The sequence below is a fragment of the Pontibacter sp. MBLB2868 genome, assembly GCF_051904785.1.
Lineage (GTDB): Bacteria > Bacteroidota > Bacteroidia > Cytophagales > Hymenobacteraceae > Pontibacter.
The window spans coordinates 1,552,726-1,569,234 of the sequence record NZ_CP196710.1; the positions used below are offsets into that span (position 1 = coordinate 1,552,726).

Annotated in this window: 15 protein-coding genes; 14 read left to right on the plus strand and 1 reads right to left on the minus strand. The window is 44.4% G+C overall.

What is annotated here, in order from left to right; translation table 11 throughout:
- Positions 1-342: 342 nt before the first annotated feature.
- From hisG to hisB, 4 genes are all read left to right on the plus strand, one after another.
- Complete coding sequence (gene hisG, locus ACSX1A_RS06625; protein ID WP_439882833.1) at positions 343-1,194, plus strand: ATP phosphoribosyltransferase; 852 nt, start codon at positions 343-345, stop codon at positions 1,192-1,194.
- Positions 1,194-2,483: a histidinol dehydrogenase gene (hisD, locus tag ACSX1A_RS06630; protein ID WP_439883540.1), complete on the plus strand. Its 1,290-nt coding sequence runs from the start codon at positions 1,194-1,196 to the stop codon at positions 2,481-2,483. The genes hisG and hisD overlap by 1 nt, the downstream gene beginning before the upstream one ends.
- A complete protein-coding gene (gene hisC / locus ACSX1A_RS06635; RefSeq protein WP_439882834.1) occupies positions 2,476-3,519 on the plus strand; it encodes a histidinol-phosphate transaminase in 1,044 nt (347 codons plus the stop codon). The genes hisD and hisC overlap by 8 nt, the downstream gene beginning before the upstream one ends.
- 99 nt (positions 3,520-3,618) lie before the next feature.
- Entirely contained in the window at positions 3,619-4,722 is a 1,104-nt protein-coding gene (gene hisB, locus ACSX1A_RS06640; RefSeq protein WP_439882835.1) for a bifunctional histidinol-phosphatase/imidazoleglycerol-phosphate dehydratase HisB, read from the plus strand.
- Between the two features lie 70 nt (positions 4,723-4,792).
- Here the strand turns inward: hisB and ACSX1A_RS06645 are convergent, their stop codons facing one another.
- Complete coding sequence (locus tag ACSX1A_RS06645; protein WP_439882836.1) at positions 4,793-5,203, minus strand: hypothetical protein; 411 nt, start codon at positions 5,201-5,203, stop codon at positions 4,793-4,795.
- A 282-nt stretch (positions 5,204-5,485) separates the two neighbouring features.
- On the opposite strand from ACSX1A_RS06645, the gene ACSX1A_RS06650 reads away from it, so the two are divergent.
- The 10 genes from ACSX1A_RS06650 to mgtE all read left to right on the plus strand — a co-directional run bounded on the left by ACSX1A_RS06650 (position 5,486) and on the right by mgtE (position 16,467).
- Positions 5,486-6,976, plus strand: a complete 1,491-nt coding sequence (locus tag ACSX1A_RS06650; protein WP_439882837.1) for a M20/M25/M40 family metallo-hydrolase — start codon at positions 5,486-5,488, stop codon at positions 6,974-6,976.
- A 286-nt stretch (positions 6,977-7,262) separates the two neighbouring features.
- The gene (locus ACSX1A_RS06655; protein WP_439882838.1) at positions 7,263-8,672 is read left to right on the plus strand and encodes an anthranilate synthase component I family protein; all 1,410 of its coding nucleotides are present in this window, start codon (positions 7,263-7,265) and stop codon (positions 8,670-8,672) included.
- 1 nt (position 8,673) lies between these two features.
- On the plus strand, positions 8,674-9,237 hold the full coding sequence (locus tag ACSX1A_RS06660; protein WP_439882839.1) for an anthranilate synthase component II: 564 nt from the start codon (positions 8,674-8,676) through the stop codon (positions 9,235-9,237).
- A 76-nt stretch (positions 9,238-9,313) separates the two neighbouring features.
- Complete coding sequence (trpD, locus tag ACSX1A_RS06665) at positions 9,314-10,324, plus strand: anthranilate phosphoribosyltransferase (protein ID WP_439882840.1); 1,011 nt, start codon at positions 9,314-9,316, stop codon at positions 10,322-10,324.
- Between the two features lie 43 nt (positions 10,325-10,367).
- Entirely contained in the window at positions 10,368-11,183 is an 816-nt protein-coding gene (gene trpC, locus ACSX1A_RS06670) for an indole-3-glycerol phosphate synthase TrpC (protein WP_439882841.1), read from the plus strand.
- The gene (locus ACSX1A_RS06675) at positions 11,180-11,806 is read left to right on the plus strand and encodes a phosphoribosylanthranilate isomerase (RefSeq protein WP_439882842.1); all 627 of its coding nucleotides are present in this window, start codon (positions 11,180-11,182) and stop codon (positions 11,804-11,806) included. Before trpC ends, ACSX1A_RS06675 begins: the two co-directional genes overlap by 4 nt.
- Before the next feature lie 84 nt (positions 11,807-11,890).
- Positions 11,891-13,078 (plus strand): tryptophan synthase subunit beta, encoded by a 1,188-nt coding sequence (gene trpB, locus ACSX1A_RS06680; protein ID WP_439882843.1) that lies wholly within the window; start codon positions 11,891-11,893, stop codon positions 13,076-13,078.
- Positions 13,071-13,847 carry a tryptophan synthase subunit alpha gene (gene trpA, locus ACSX1A_RS06685; RefSeq protein WP_439882844.1) on the plus strand — a complete coding sequence of 259 codons (777 nt, stop codon included), beginning with the start codon at positions 13,071-13,073 and terminating at the stop codon, positions 13,845-13,847. Before trpB ends, trpA begins: the two co-directional genes overlap by 8 nt.
- Before the next feature lie 2 nt (positions 13,848-13,849).
- Positions 13,850-14,860: a bifunctional 3-deoxy-7-phosphoheptulonate synthase/chorismate mutase gene (locus ACSX1A_RS06690; protein WP_439882845.1), complete on the plus strand. Its 1,011-nt coding sequence runs from the start codon at positions 13,850-13,852 to the stop codon at positions 14,858-14,860.
- Between the two features lie 263 nt (positions 14,861-15,123).
- Positions 15,124-16,467 (plus strand): magnesium transporter, encoded by a 1,344-nt coding sequence (gene mgtE, locus ACSX1A_RS06695; protein ID WP_439882846.1) that lies wholly within the window; start codon positions 15,124-15,126, stop codon positions 16,465-16,467.
- The last annotated feature ends 42 nt before the right edge of the window (positions 16,468-16,509 follow it).

The window sequence follows — 16,509 nt, forward strand, 5'->3', positions numbered from 1 at the left end:
TGCCTGAATTAAAATGCAAAGCGCCGGTTCCTGTATAGGGGCCGGCGCTTTGCATTTTAATTCAGGCAAATCAGTGAAAGTCCAAAAACTTTTTTCAGGAAATTCGGTTTAATTCAAAAATCTGCTACATTTGCAGCACAGTATGAGCAAAATAAACAACTATATTCTCTTCACAACCTCTGCAGCGCCTGCTGCTTGTGGCTCAACTGTGCATTTCCATCACATCCATCATTCCTCGTAAGAGGAAGATAAACACCATATAGCCCCCATAGGGTTTTCCCTATCTATACTTTGCAAAACTGCAGAGCGTATATACTTTTCATTTAACTCAAACTCAAAAATATGCTTCGTATTGCCATTCAAAAGTCGGGCAGACTAAGTGAAGACTCTCTGAAACTTATCAAGGAATGTGGTATTTCCTTTGTTAACAGTAGCCTTAAGTTAAAAACTGAATCAACAAATTTCCCACTGGAAATCCTGTACCTCCGCGACGATGATATACCTGGCTATGTAGCCGATGGGGTAGCTGATATCGGAATTGTGGGAGAAAACGTTTTAGTAGAGGAAGGAATGCAGCACCTGGCTATGGAGCAACTGGGCTTCTCGAAGTGTCGCTTATCGCTGGCTGTTCCAAAAGCAGATACTTATACGGGTGTTTCTGACCTGAACGGGAAAAATATTGCCACTTCATATCCAAACTTGCTGCAGGCCTATTTAACTGAAAATGGGGTAGAAGCTCATATTCACACTATCAGCGGTTCAGTTGAGATCGCGCCAAGCATAGGGCTGGCAGATGCTATTTGTGACATAGTTAGTTCTGGCAGCACCCTGATCAGCAACGGACTGAAAGAGGTGGAGCGGGTATTTAAGTCGCAGGCTGTACTGATAGCCAACAAAGAATTAAATGCAGAAAAGCGCCAGATCCTGGAAAAGCTTTTGTTCAGGATTCATGCGGTGCAGCGTGCCCAACGCGCCAAGTATATTTTGCTTAATGCCCCCAATGATAAAATTGAAGAAATCAGCGCGCTGCTACCTGGTGTAAAGTCGCCTACCATACTTCCGCTCGCAGAAGAAGGATGGAGCTCTTTGCACTCTGTTGTAAATGAGGATGATTTCTGGGAGATCATTGAGAAACTAAAGGATGCCGGCGCACAGGGTATATTGGTTGTCCCGATAGAAAAGATGATTATATGATACGGAAAATACTAAACCCGGCTGCTTCTGCCTGGGCTGAACTGGTAAAACGTCCGGTAAAAAACATGGATGACCTGGAGCACGGGATAAAAGAAACCTTCCGGCTTGTGAAGGAGCAGGGGGATGAGGCACTTTTTCAATTAGCAGAAAAATATGATGGCGTTCGTCCGAAACAGTTACTTGTAAGCCAACAGGAACTGTCTGCAGCTGATACTGCTGTATCCGGAGAGCTGAAAGAAGCTATTCTGCAAGCCTACAGCAATATCCAGTTGTTTCATGCGCAACAGGCCGAGCAGATGCAGCCTGTAGAAACCATGCCGGGGGTAGTTTGCTGGCGTAAGAGTGTCGCCATCGAGAAAGTAGGACTTTACATTCCTGGTGGCACAGCACCTTTGTTTTCTACTCTATTAATGCTGGGCGTACCAGCAAAACTGGCGGGTTGCCGTGAAATTGTTTTATGCACGCCCCCTGATAAAGAAGGGAATGTACATCCTGCTATACTTTATACAGCGTCGCTGTTAGGTATAGACAAAATAGTAAAAGCAGGAGGGGCACAGGCCGTAGCTGCAATGGCATTCGGAACAGAAAGTGTTCCGGCAGTAAGCAAAATTTTCGGACCCGGAAATCAATATGTAACAGTAGCCAAGCAGCTAGTAAGCAGGTTTGGAGTAGCCATAGACATGCCTGCCGGGCCTTCTGAGGTTTTAGTGATGGCTGATGAAGCCGCAAATCCGGCTTTTATTGCTGCAGATCTGCTCTCTCAGGCAGAACATGGTGCTGATTCTCAGGTTGTGTTACTAACTACCTCGGAAGCACTATTGGAGCAGGTAATTCAGGAATTGCAGCAACAACTCCTTGCCTTACCACGGGAAGTGTTTGCCTCCAAAGCGCTTGAAAATAGTATGGGCATTGTGATGAACTCTACAAAAGAGATGCTGGCGTTCTCAAACCTTTATGCACCCGAACACCTCATACTTGCTGTGGCTGACTATAAAAACGTAGCTGAAGGTGTAATTAATGCCGGTTCCGTTTTCCTTGGAAACTATACACCTGAATCTGCCGGAGATTATGCTTCGGGCACTAACCACACGTTGCCTACAAATGGATACGCACGTGCCTATAGCGGAGTATCGCTGGATAGTTTCATCAAAAAGATCACATTTCAACAGATTTCGCCACTAGGATTACAAAGTATTGGCCGTACTGTGGAAGTAATGGCTGAGGCAGAAGGCTTGCAAGCACATAAAAATGCTGTTTCTATCAGACTTAAAGAGATTCAAAATGTTTAACCTCGAAAGCATTGTACGTCCCAACGTACTAAAAATGAAGCCTTATTCATCTGCCCGCGATGATTTCCAGGGAATTGCTAATATTTTTCTGGATGCCAACGAGAACAGTCTGGGCAGTCTGGCTGGTGAAAACTATAACAGGTATCCGGATCCGCATCAAAAAAAACTGAAGAAATTAATTTCAGAGATAAAAGGTGTAAAACCTGAGCAGGTGTTTCTGGGCAATGGCAGCGACGAAGCAATTGACCTTTTATTGAGAGCCTTTTGCCAACCCGGTAAGGACGCCCTGCTGAGTCTGCCACCTACATACGGTATGTATGAGGTTTCAGCAAACCTGAATGAGGTACGTATTGACACGGTAAAACTAACGGCTGATTTTCAGATACCGGTGCGTGAAGTGCTACAGACAGTAAGACCTGAAACAAAGTTGATCTTTGTATGCTCCCCAAATAACCCTACAGGTAACAGCATCGAAGCTGAAGCAATTGAAACCCTGCTGAAGGAGTTTAACGGGCTTGTAGTACTTGATGAGGCATATATTGATTTTGCAGATACTCCTAGCTGGACCACACGTCTGGATGAATTTCCGAACCTGGTTGTATTGCAGACTTTCTCTAAAGCCTGGGGCATGGCAGGTTTGCGTTTAGGGATGGCTTTTGCTTCAAAAGAAATCATTGCACTTTTGGATAAAATAAAGCCGCCTTACAACATAAACGAAGCTACTCAGGAACTCGCACTGCAAGCATTAGATAAAACAGAAGTGCTGAAAGACATGGTGGAAGAAATTACGCAGGAGCGTGAATTGCTCATGATGTCTCTACCTGGCTTGAATGCTGTGGAACTGGTTTACCCTTCTGATGCTAACTTCATTCTTGTTAAAGTAACAGATGCGGCGGCTGTCTATAAACACCTGCTTAGCAAAGGTATAGTAGTCAGAAACAGGTCTGGCTTGCCGGGTTGTGAGGAGTGTATCAGGATATCAGTAGGTACACTGGAGGAGAACCAGGAACTGCTAAAAGCATTAGCCGAATTTTAATAATTATAGCACGTATGTCTTATCTTGCTGGTACTGATAATAATAATGGTACTGAAAAGTGTGACTCTTGAAACGTGCTAACCGATAGGTAATTACAAGATGAAAAAAGCATTATTTATAGATCGCGACGGCACGATTCTGGTTGAGCCTAAAACGGATTACCAGGTAGACTCTTTTGAGAAGTTCTCTTTTGTGCCTAAATCTATCAGAAACCTAGCTAAGATATTCCAGGAGTTGGACTATGAATTTGTAATGGTTACGAACCAGGATGGTCTGGGTACTGATTCCTATCCTGAAGATACTTTCTGGCCATACCAGAACAAGATGCTGGAAATATTAGAAACAGAAGGCATCAAGTTTGATGATATCCTGATTGACCGTAGTTTTGAGCATGAAGGCCTGGAGTCGCGGAAGCCCGGAATTGGCATGATGAAGCGATACCTTAGTGGCGAGTATGACCTGGCCAACAGCTTTGTGATCGGGGACCGCCTGACAGATGTAAAACTGGCAGAGAACCTGGGGGCAAAAGCCATATTTATCGGGGAAAGTAAAGCCGCGGGTGCAGCGTTAACTACAGAAGATTGGGATGAGATCTATACTTTCCTGAAACAGCAGAAAACCAGTCGTCGTGCCAGTGTGCGTCGCGCTACTTCTGAAACAGATATTCAGGTAGAAGTGGACCTGGACGGTACCGGCAAGATGAATATAAACACTGGCCTGGGCTTTTTTGACCATATGCTGGAACAAGTGGCCAAGCACGGCAAACTTGACCTGAGCATACAGGTGAAAGGCGACCTGCACATTGATGAGCACCACACTATTGAGGATACTGGCCTGGCACTCGGTGAAGCCTTTCTGCAAGCGCTGGGTGATAAGCGTGGCATTAGCCGCTACGGTTTCTTCCTGTTACCAATGGATGAAGTGCTGGCACAGGTTGCCATTGATTTTAGTGGACGACCTTGGGCAGTTTGGAACGCAGATTTTAAACGTGAAAAAGTAGGGGATATGCCTACAGAAATGTTCTTTCACTTCTTTAAGTCATTCTCGGATACTGCCAAAGCGAACCTCAATATCAAAGTGGAAGGGGATAATGAGCACCATAAGATAGAAGCTATTTTCAAAGGCTTTGCGCGTGCTATCAGGATGGCTATCGAACGTGATCCGCAGGATAATAACATTCCGAGCACGAAAGGGATTTTATAATATTGTTTATTTTATAAAAAGGGGAATGAAACGCATGTGTCATTCCCCTTTTTATAAAAATTCTATTTGCTTAAATTTTAGACCTAAGCCAGTCCCTGGCAAGGTCAATATCATCAAAAACCTTTATAAAATCTGGGTTTTCAGTTAAGCTTACCATTTTATCAGTAGATAAGCGGCTGAACATGCTGGGGGAATAAATCCAGGCAAACCACTCAAGGCCTGCCTCCCGCATGGCAGGAAACCAGACATCAGCACCCCATTTAGCTGCAGCAGACCATTGCCCTTCAACTTTTGTGTTGTCGTTCAAAATTCTGTAACAGGCGTGTTCCTTCATCAGCAAAAGCATCTTCTCACAACCATCAATAACAGTTTCGCGGTTTTGATAACCTCGCCAATTAACATAAAGCCAATTGCCAATAGCATTAAATTCAATCGCAAGGTGGTTATTACGGTAAAGAAGCTCAGTTCTGGGTTTACTCATTAATACTTTTTAAAAAGAAGGATAAGCAATTTACTACAATTCGGTTGGAAGACCAAATAGGTTACCCTTTTCAGATTGCTGTAACAATGGAAGTACGTTAAAGGCATAAATAATCCTTTGGTACTCTTTGTAAAAATAAACCCCAAACGCAGCTTACTCAAAACCGTAACAACAAGTATCAGGAGTCCAATTATTTAAAATTTATTTAACACTATACTTTTTAAATCTTTCCCGGACCAGGAACAAACCCACTGATATTTTCCAATTCAAGGGACGAGGCGTATGATAGATTCATTTAAAATATTAATAATAAGCATCAACTTAATACTTTTAACAGGTACAACAGCACTGGCACAGACTGCCATCCACAAAGTATCATCCGACAGCGAAATAATTCTTTCCGATAGAGCAAAAGCAGCAGATAAATTAGCGGATGCTATAAAGCTTAAAACCGTTTCTGCCGTTGAACCGGTTGACTTCCATTACAATAGTTTTAAAATGCTGCACCTGCATCTGCAGCACAGTTTTCCTAAAACTCACCAGATACTTAAACGAGAAGTGATCAATGGCTACAGCCTGCTTTACACCTGGCAAGGCAGTAACCCAAACTTAAAACCTGTGCTGTTTAGTGCACACATGGATGTTGTTCCCGTGGAAAAAGCATCTGAACAGGAATGGCAGGAAAACCCTTTTGATGGCACTATAAAGGATGGCTATATCTGGGGACGAGGCACAATGGATGATAAATACCGTGTTATGGCCATTATGGAGGCTGTTGAGAGACTTTTAGAAGAAGGATATCAACCGGAGCGGACAATTTACCTTGCCTTTGGTCATGACGAGGAAGTGGGCGGTGATGAAGGTGCAGGAAAAATTAGTGCTTACCTGGCGGAGCAGAACATAGAACTGGAAGCAGTTTTTGATGAAGGACTGGCTGTGGCTGAAAATGTGCTCCCCGGTATCTCAGAACCATTAGCACTGGTAGGTACAGCCTCAAAAGGAAACCTAAACCTACGCTTGACAGTGGAAGGTACCGGAGGCCACTCCTCAGTACCACCAAAAGATACGCCGATAGATATATTGAGTCACGCATTAACAAATCTTCATAATAATCCCTTTGAGGCGCGTATGACTGAAACTACCCACGAAACAGTAAGCACGCTAGCTGTAAAAATGGGAGGGAAGTATAAGTTCGCCATGCGCCATTATGGTCTGTTTAAAGGCAAGATACTCAAAATGCTGGCAGAGGACAGGGCAACGGATGCCTTGATCAGAACGAAAATGACACCAACTATTTTCGAAGCGGGGGATAAATACAATGTACTGCCCCGCGTTGCTACGGCTGTTGTTAACATCAGGATATTGAACGGCGAAACAGATAAGACCGTATTGCAACACGTAAAAGAAGCTATAAATGATGACCGGGTAAAAATTGAGATCCATGGCGTATATACACCTCCCTCTCCGGTAACCTCTACTACAACCTGGGTATACGATGCTCTAAAAAACTCAATAAAAGATACTTTTAACGGTGTGATGGTGGTGCCTGCTCTTTTTCCTGGGGCCACAGATTCAAAACACTATACTAACCTTACGAATAACATTTTCCGTTTTGCTCCGCAGGTGGTAAACCGCCAAAGCGCCCAGCTGATACATAATGTCAATGAAAAGCTCTCATTAGAAGTATATGATAAGTGTATCTATTTTTATACATCGCTTATCCAAAACACAGGTGGCCAAGTAGAGCATAATAACCTGGCAGCTGGTAAATAAGGTTTTAGGCCGGAAGGTATACCAGGTAAATAAAATAATAAAAACTTTGGATTTAATACATTTGCTACTACATTTGCAACGGAGACGGGGTAAACTATTGCTTCGGATACAAACGAAATAATGATTAAGAATCTTCATATGGCATGGTGGTGGCACGTTACAGTTAGTATCGTGAACAGCACAGCTATAGCTCATGTGAAGTAAGTATATAGCATTTTCAAAGGTTTAAAAGCCCGCTGTTCATAAGAGCAGCGGGCTTTTTGCTTTCATAACCATCACCAGAATCATGAACAAGTATAACATAAGCACTACCTATAAACGCCTTTTGGCTGATACCCTGACACCGGTAAGCGTGTACCTGAAGCTGCGTGACAAGTTTCCGAACAGTATTTTACTGGAAAGTTCTGACTACCATGGCTCAGAAAATAGCTTCTCGTATATCTGTTGCAGCCCAATGGCAAGCATTAAAGCCGAGGATGAATTACTTACGGAGACATTTCCGGATGGCAGCCAGAGGCAAACTTCCATTACCCCCGATGTAAACGTACCGGCACAATTAGCAGCATTTTCGCAAAGTTTTAATACCGAAAAGAACAGTTTCAACTTCATTAACAACGGCTTATTCGGATACATGAATTACGATGCCGTGCGGTATTACGAGGATATTGAAATCTCACTTCGGCCAGACCGCCAGCAGATACCAGATCTATACTATGCTGTTTACAGGTATGTGATTGCAATAAACCACTTTACGAACGAGGCATATATTTTTGCGCACAGCTATAACCAGGATGATGCTACTGGTATACAACAGATAGAGGTACTGCTAAACAGCCGTAATATTCCGAGCTATACGTTCAGCACCAAGGGAAATGAGGTGTTTAACATCAGTAGTGAGACATTTTTAGAGAATATCGGGAAGGCAAAGCAACACTGTTACAGAGGCGATGTTTTCCAACTGGTTCTTTCCAGAAGGTTTGAACAGGCATATCAGGGAGATGATTTTAACGTGTATCGTGCGCTGCGGTCCGTTAACCCATCTCCCTACCTGTTTTACTTTGACTATGGCAGCTTTAAAATATTCGGTTCCTCGCCTGAGGCGCAATTAGTGATAAAAGATAAGAAAGCCAGCATTTTCCCGATTGCCGGCACTTTCAGAAGAACCGGTGACGATGCCGCTGATGCTGCTTTAGCAGAAAAGCTGTTAGCGGACCCCAAAGAAAATGCAGAGCATGTGATGCTTGTAGACCTTGCCCGCAACGACCTCAGCCGAAACGGCCATAGTGTGGAAGTGGAAACTTTCCGTGAAATTCAGTTCTATTCCCATGTAATTCACCTGGTTTCAAAAGTTTCCGGCCAGCTGCACAAGCAGGAAGATTCACTGCAAATGGTTGCCAGTACTTTTCCGGCCGGTACGCTATCCGGAGCACCCAAGCACAAGGCCATGCAACTGATAGACAAGTATGAAACTACGAACCGGGCATTTTACGGAGGTTGCATCGGTTTCTTAGACTTCAATGGCAACTTTAACAGTGCTATAATGATCCGCTCATTTCTTAGCAAAGATTATAAGCTTTTTTACCAGGCAGGAGCCGGTATCGTAGCTGCATCTGATCCGCAAAGTGAACTGCAGGAAGTGGATAATAAATTAATGGCCTTAAGAAAAGCATTACAACTAGCACAGGAGATCAATTAACATGGAGGTTCTGGTAATCGATAACTACGACTCATTTACTTACAACCTGGTACACCTGCTCAAGGAGTTGGGAGCAGCGGTGACCGTAAGGCGGAATGATAAAATAACACTGGAAGAAGTAGCTGCTTTTGATAAGATCATGCTTTCCCCGGGTCCCGGAATTCCGGATGAAGCTGGTTTATTAAAAGAGATCATAAAAACTTTTGGCTCCAGCAAGAGTTTGTTCGGGGTCTGCCTCGGGCATCAGGCAATAGGTGAGGTGTATGGGGGTAAATTATTTAACAGCAATGAAGTATGGCACGGTATCGCAACTCCTGTTCGGGTGATAAGTGACGACGAAGTTCTTTTCCAGGATTTGCCTAAGCAGTTCGGTACAGGACGTTATCATTCCTGGTTAGTAGAAAAAGAACTACCGGAATGCCTGGTGCCTACTGCTGTGGATGTAGCTGGTAACATCATGGCACTCCGCCATAAAGAACATGATGTACGTGGCGTGCAGTTTCACCCGGAATCAGTGCTGACAGAAAATGGAAAAGAAATTATTAAAAACTGGCTTGAAAACTAGCCAGGCACATGAACACAGCACTAAAGCAAGGCTACTAAAAGGAAATTGTTAGTTCTGAGTCCTATATCTGATTATAATGAAAGAGATACTAAACCATTTATTCGAACATAAATCCCTTACAAAGCAACAAGCCCGTGAGGTGTTGGTTAACATCGCCTCAGGCAGGTATAACCAGAACCAGATCGCCAGTTTTCTGACCGTTTACATGATGCGCAGTATTACTGTTGATGAACTGGAGGGCTTTCGGAATGCACTTCTGGATCTTTGCCACCGTGTTGACCTGGATGCTTATAACCCTATAGACCTGTGTGGAACTGGCGGCGATGGTAAGGACACGTTTAATATTTCAACACTGTCTTCGTTTGTGGTGGCTGCCAATGGCGTACATGTGGCCAAGCATGGTAATTACGGGGTATCATCCAGTTGTGGTTCTTCCAATGTGTTAGAGGCGCTCGGAATTTCATTTACAACTGACACCGATGCTCTGGAACGCAGCATAGACAAGTATAATATTTGTTTCCTGCATGCGCCCTTGTTTCATCCGGCTATGAAAAGCGTTGGACCAATTCGCAAGGAACTGGGTGTTAAAACCTTTTTCAATATGCTTGGCCCGATGGTGAACCCAGCTTTCCCGAAGAGGCAAATGGTGGGTGTTTTTAGCCTTGAGCTGGCACGCATGTACGGATACCTGTACCAGCAGCAGCCAGATGTACGCTACAGCATCATCCATACCTTAGATGGTTATGATGAAGTTTCCCTGACCAGTCCTTTCAAAGTTATTACTGACCAGAGAGAGTCGTTACTAGATGCGGAAGCGCTGGGCTTGCCACGGCTGCAGCATGAGCAGATAAAAGGTGGGGCAAGTGTTGCCGAGGCAGCTGAAATATTCCTGGAGGTACTAAAAGGAAATGGTACTACGGCACAGACTGCTGTGGTATCTGCCAACTCCGGAATGGCATTACAATGTGCCCGCCCTGAACTAGAACTGCAGGAAGCTGTAGCTCTTGCTAAAGAAACGCTTGAATCAGGCAAGGCTTACGCTTTATTTAACAAATTAATAAACGATAAAAAGGCAGTTGAGGCATAAGCACTTAACTAGCCCACTCAGAATCTATACTTTAAGTAAAACAATGAATATACTAGACGAAATTATAGCCGAAAAATATAAAGAAGTGGCTGAGCGTAAAGCCCTTTTCCCTGTAAAATTACTTGAAAAAAGCCTGTACTTCGAAACGCCTTGCTTGTCGATGGAGCGTTATCTGCTTCGACCTGACAAAAGCGGGATCATTGCCGAGATCAAACGTAAATCTCCGTCAAAGGGGGATATAAACCCCTACGTGTCCGTTGAACGAACCTCTATAGGATATATGCAGGCTGGGGCTTCGGCACTTTCTGTTTTAACTGATTCAAAATACTTTGGTGGTAAAAACGAAGACCTCATCACGGCCAGGAAGTATAATTACTGCCCTATACTTCGTAAAGACTTTACAGTGGATGAATACCAGCTGCTGGAAGCGAAATCAATTGGTGCGGATGCCATCCTTTTGATCGCTGCTGCACTGCCAGCAGCACGTGTAAAGGAGCTGGCGGCTTTTGCCCGCTCATTGGGCCTGGAAGTTATCCTGGAAGTACACAGCCTGGATGAACTACAGGAAACTTATTGTCCGGATGTAAACGTGGTAGGGGTAAATAACAGGAACCTCAAAACCTTTAAAACAGATATAGGTTTGTCGTTTGAACTGGCAAAGCACATACCTGCAGGTGTAACCAAGATTTCAGAAAGCGGGTTGAGCCAGCCACAGACATTGGTAGACCTGCAACAGGCTGGCTATAATGGCTTCCTTATCGGCGAAACATTTATGACTAATAGCAGACCGGAGCAGGTGGCCTCAAAATTCATTAAAGAGCTGAAAATGCTCCAGGACAAAAAAGAAGTTCTAGCATGAAAATAAAAATATGCGGCATGCGCGACCCGGAAAATATCAGGCAAGTGGCCATGCTTTTGCCTGATTACATGGGTTTCATATTTTACGATGAATCTAAACGTTATGCCGAGGGCCACATTACTCCTGAACTACTGGCGGAATTACCCGAATCCATTAAGAAAGTTGGTGTATTTGTGAATGCTTCCACTGAAGTGATGAAAGAAGCGATTGAGATGTATGACCTCAATGCCATTCAGCTTCATGGTCGTGAAACACCCAGGCAATGCACAGAGGTTGGTGAGCTCGGGGTTGAAGTGATCAAAGTTTTCTCTGTAGATGACAAGTTTGTATTTGAGAACGCCTTGCTTTATGAAACCTGCGCTGATTATTTCCTTTTTGACACCCGGGGCAAAGATTACGGAGGCAACGGTTTTCCTTTTGACTGGGAGCTTCTGAAAAATTACCTGTCTCCGAAGCCCTATTTCCTGAGTGGCGGGCTAAACCTGGAAAACCTGAAGCAGTTGAGTAAGGTTCGTCCTAAACCATTTGCCATTGATGTTAACAGTGGTTTTGAGATAGAGCCAGGATTAAAGAATATGGATCTTCTGAAAGAATTAATGCAAATGGTAAAGGACAATAATTAAAAGTAATCACCGGGATGTAAGTATAGTATGCTGAAATGTGATAATAAATATTTCAGTTTTCACGAACTGGTTAATAGATAAACAATGAACTATAACGTTGACGAAAACGGTTTCTACGGCAAATTTGGCGGTGCATATGTACCCGAAATGCTTTACCCGAATGTGGAGGAGCTTCGCCATAACTACCTGAAGATTATGCAGGAGCCCGATTTTCAGGAGGAACTGCAGTCACTATTAAAAGACTACGTTGGGCGACCTACACCTTTATACTTTGCGAAGAGGCTTTCTGAAAAGTATAACACCAATATATACCTTAAGCGGGAAGACCTGAACCATACCGGGGCGCATAAGATAAATAATACCATCGGGCAGATTCTTCTGGCAAAGCGCCTGGGTAAAACCCGGATCATTGCTGAAACTGGCGCCGGACAACACGGTGTGGCAACGGCTACAGTCTGTGCCTTGATGAACCTGGAGTGTATTGTGTACATGGGTGAAGTTGACATTGAACGCCAGGCACCTAACGTTGCCAGAATGAAAATGTTAGGCGCAACAGTTGTGCCTGCTACTAGTGGTAGTAAAACCTTAAAAGATGCTACCAACGAGGCCATCCGTGACTGGATTAACAACCCTGAAGATACTTATTACATCATCGGTTCCGTGGTGGGGCCGCACCCTTACCCGGATATGGTAGCTCGCTTTCAGGCGGTGATCTCCGAAGAAATGAAGGCGCAGCTGTTGGAAAAGACCGGTAGCGAAAATCCTGATTTTGTAGTGGCCTGTGTTGGCGGTGGTAGTAACGCTGCAGGTGCATTTTACCACTACCTGAATACCCCGGAGGTGAAGTTAGTAGCAGTTGAAGCAGCTGGTTTAGGGGTAGACTCCGGTGAATCTGCCGCTACTTCTGTACTCGGAAAGATCGGGGTAATACATGGCAGCCGGACACTTCTGATGCAAACTGAAGATGGACAGGTTACAGAGCCTTACTCTATCTCGGCAGGTCTTGATTACCCGGGCGTAGGCCCAATGCACGCACACTTATATGAGTCTAAACGCGCCATATTCAAAAGTATAACAGATGAGGAAGCTTTGGAGGCAGTGCTGGAACTGACGAGAATGGAAGGTATTATTCCTGCTTTGGAGTCAGCGCACGCACTGGCCGCTGTAGGCAGAATTGGTGCTAAACCGGATGACGTAGTTGTTATCAATTTGTCAGGACGTGGAGATAAAGATCTTTCAACTTATTTAGAGCGCTTCAACTTAAATGGATAATAGAATAAAATCACTTTTCGAGAAAAAGCCGAAAGGACTGCTTTCTATATACTTTACTGCCGGATACCCGAACCTGGAAGATACTGTTCCGATGATTTTGGAACTGGAAAAGAACGGTGTTGACATGATAGAGGTAGGCATGCCTTTTTCTGACCCGCTCGCAGATGGTCCTACTATTCAGCAAAGCAGCGAAATCGCCCTTCGCAATGGCATGACCATTCCGAAGCTTTTCGAACAATTGAAGGATATACGCAGGAACACGCAAATTCCGTTGGTGCTCATGGGGTATCTGAATCCGGTTATGCAGTATGGCATAGAGCGATTCTGCAAGCATGCAAATGAAATAGGCATTGACGGCATCATACTTCCTGACCTGCCTCTTAACGATTATGTAAGAGAGTATAAGCAGTTGTTTGAACAATATAACCTTAGCAAGGTGTTTTTAGTAACGCCTCAAACACCGGAGCAGCGCATTAAAGAGATCGACAGCCACAGCAATGGTTTCATTTACATGGTTTCGTCGGCATCAACAACGGGTAGCACCAACGGCAATGCCGTATCTAACACAGATTATTTTCAACGGTTAGGGAATATGGGACTTCGGAATCCGGGTATTATCGGCTTTGGCATCCATGACCGCGACACCTTTATGCAAGCCTGCAACCATTCCAGCGGAGCCATTATCGGGAGCGCTTTCATCAAAGCTCTGGCTCAGGATGGCAGCCTGGAGCAGAAGATCCAATCATTTATTCAAAGCATTAAGAACTAACCATGATCATACAGTTACAGCAAGGTATACCTGCTGATATAAAAGAAAACATCCTGCAGCAAATAAAAGCTGTGGGCTTTAAGGGCAATGAAGTGATAACCCAGGAAGGGCATTATATTGTTGGAATTGGTAAAAAAGACTTCGACATCAGAACTCTTGGCCACTTAAAGGGCGTAGCTGACATTCACCGTGTATCAGATGAGTACAAGCTTATCTCACGTAAGTGGAAGGTTGAGCCAACCCGTATAGACCTTGGCGATGGTGTGATGATAGGAGAAGGGCAGTTTAGCATCATGGCCGGACCATGCTCCATCGAGAGTGAAAAGCAAATAGAACTGGTAGTAGAGCACCTGAAAGCAAATAGTGTGAAGATCATGCGCGGCGGTGTGTTTAAGCCTCGCAGTTCACCATATGCATTCCGCGGCTTAGGCCTGGAAGGCTTGCAGATGTTTCACCGGATATGCCGGGAGAATGGCATTAAGATCATAACCGAGGTGATGCAGGTTTCTCAGATAGAAGAGATGATAGACTACGTGGATGTTTTCCAGGTAGGTGCCCGCAACAGCCAGAACTTTAACTTACTTGATTCACTGGGTGAGGCGCAAAAGCCTGTCTTATTAAAACGCGGAATATCCGGTACGCTCGAGGAGCTACTACAGGCGGCCGAATATATCTTCTCGAACGGCAACGAAAAGATCATGCTTTGCGAGCGTGGCATCCGCTCATATGAAGGCGCATACCGCAACGTGCTGGACCTGAACGCTGTGCCCGTGCTAAAAGAGAAAACGCATCTGCCTGTGATTGTAGATCCGTCGCATGGTATAGGGTTACGAGATTACGTAGAAAGTATGGCGCTGGCTGCTGTAATGGCTGGTGCCGACGGCGTTATTTATGAAACACACCAGAAGCCTGAAGAGGCATTTTCTGATGGGCAGCAAACAGTGAATTTCAAAGAATCTGAGCGGCTGATCAAAAGAATGCGCCAGGCGTATGAGCTGCGTGAAAGCTTTTAAACCATATCATGTAGTTTCAGTTTAAAGTATAAGTTATAATTTGCACCATGGAACAGAAAACAACAGCCTTGGATATTCCTTTGAGTCGTAACTTCAGTTAATTTCGGATCCAAGTGCTTTTATAGTTATACTTCAGTCATAAATAAAAAGCCTGCTTCCGAACCGGAGCAGGCTTTTTATCTTGAAGAAGAAACCAAATTAAGAAGGATGCAGCAAGTATACCTGCTGCCATGTTTCAAACTGTTTACTCTTAAAACAAGATCATGAACCCTTTAATAGCGGACTATAATCTGAATGACCTGAAGGCACAGCACCCCAGTGATATTGCCGAAGTATTGGGTGAAATGAACGAGAGAGAGCGCTTGCTGGCGTTCCTGCTCTTGCCGGGGGATCTAAAGTCAGAGGTATTTACCTACTTCAGTTACTCCACTCAGGAGGATGTGCTAAAAAAGCTAGGCTCCACGGACACAGCTGAAATGCTGGAGAACATGGCTCCCGACGACCGCACCGAGATTTTTGAAAATTTCCCGGACCTGCTCATCAAGGAGTCCATAAACCTGCTCTCGCCGGAAGAAAAACGAATAGCATTGAATTTGCTGGGTTATCCGGAGAAAAGCATTGCGCGACTCATGACACCTTATTACATCCAGACCAAAAAAAGCTGGACAGTTAGGCAGACGCTGGATAACATAAAGAAACATGGAAAAAAAGCTGAAACGCTCAACCATGTGTATGTGGTAGATAAGAACAATATGCTCATCGACGATATTCGTATTGGTAAACTACTAATGGCGCAGGAAGACCAGACGATTGATGAACTGATGGACTACCATTTTGTGAGCCTCACCACAACGATGAGTCGGGATGAAGCCATCGAACAGTTCAATAAGTATGACCGTGCCGTTATGCCAGTTGTGTCTGAAAAAGGTGTATTAGTTGGCATTGTAACGTTCGATGATATTTTTGACGAGATTGAGCGACGGGATACGGAGGATATTCAGAAGTTTGGTGGTCTGGAGGCATTAGAACTATCATACACAGAAACACCGCTGCTCACACTGGTTCGGAAACGAGCCAGCGTGCTATTAATTCTCTTTCTGGGGGAAATGCTTACAGCCTCAGCGATGAGTTACTTTGAAGAAGAGATATCCACTGCTGTGGTACTGGCACTTTTCATCCCACTGATCATTTCGAGTGGTGGTAACTCCGGGTCTCAGGCGGCAACGCTAATTGTTAGAGCAATGGCCATTAAAGAACTGGATATACGGGATTGGTGGTATGTGATGCGGAAGGAGGTTTTTTCTGGTCTATTATTGGGATTTATACTTGGTACTGTAGGTTTTCTACGCATTATCCTCTGGCAGCAGGCCGGTCTTTACGACTACGGTCCATATGCTTCCCTGATCGGTGCCACAGTTGGCCTTTCGCTGATTGGTATTGTGCTTTGGGGCACACTTTCCGGTTCCATGATCCCTTTTCTGCTGCAGAAGCTAGGCCTGGATCCTGCTACTTCATCAGCTCCTTTTGTAGCTACGCTGGTAGACGTAACAGGCTTGATCATTTATTTCTCCATAGCAGCCAGCATACTTAGCGGTACGTTACTTTAAAATTAGAGTATGAGTGTTCGTTGCGTATACCGGAGCACAAAA

Excerpts from the sequence above, each read along its gene's own strand:
- hisG (WP_439882833.1), top strand. The coding sequence starts at position 343 with ATGCTTCGTATTGCCATTCAAAAGTCGGGCAGACTAAGTGAAGACTCT.
- hisC (WP_439882834.1), top strand. The coding sequence starts at position 2,476 with ATGTTTAACCTCGAAAGCATTGTACGTCCCAACGTACTAAAAATGAAG.
- hisB (WP_439882835.1), top strand. The coding sequence starts at position 3,619 with ATGAAAAAAGCATTATTTATAGATCGCGACGGCACGATTCTGGTTGAG.
- ACSX1A_RS06645 (WP_439882836.1), bottom strand. The coding sequence starts at position 5,203 with ATGAGTAAACCCAGAACTGAGCTTCTTTACCGTAATAACCACCTTGCG.
- ACSX1A_RS06650 (WP_439882837.1), top strand. The coding sequence starts at position 5,486 with ATGATAGATTCATTTAAAATATTAATAATAAGCATCAACTTAATACTT.
- ACSX1A_RS06655 (WP_439882838.1), top strand. The coding sequence starts at position 7,263 with ATGAACAAGTATAACATAAGCACTACCTATAAACGCCTTTTGGCTGAT.
- ACSX1A_RS06660 (WP_439882839.1), top strand. The coding sequence starts at position 8,674 with ATGGAGGTTCTGGTAATCGATAACTACGACTCATTTACTTACAACCTG.
- trpD (WP_439882840.1), top strand. The coding sequence starts at position 9,314 with ATGAAAGAGATACTAAACCATTTATTCGAACATAAATCCCTTACAAAG.
- trpC (WP_439882841.1), top strand. The coding sequence starts at position 10,368 with ATGAATATACTAGACGAAATTATAGCCGAAAAATATAAAGAAGTGGCT.
- ACSX1A_RS06675 (WP_439882842.1), top strand. The coding sequence starts at position 11,180 with ATGAAAATAAAAATATGCGGCATGCGCGACCCGGAAAATATCAGGCAA.
- trpB (WP_439882843.1), top strand. The coding sequence starts at position 11,891 with ATGAACTATAACGTTGACGAAAACGGTTTCTACGGCAAATTTGGCGGT.
- trpA (WP_439882844.1), top strand. The coding sequence starts at position 13,071 with ATGGATAATAGAATAAAATCACTTTTCGAGAAAAAGCCGAAAGGACTG.
- ACSX1A_RS06690 (WP_439882845.1), top strand. The coding sequence starts at position 13,850 with ATGATCATACAGTTACAGCAAGGTATACCTGCTGATATAAAAGAAAAC.
- mgtE (WP_439882846.1), top strand. The coding sequence starts at position 15,124 with ATGAACCCTTTAATAGCGGACTATAATCTGAATGACCTGAAGGCACAG.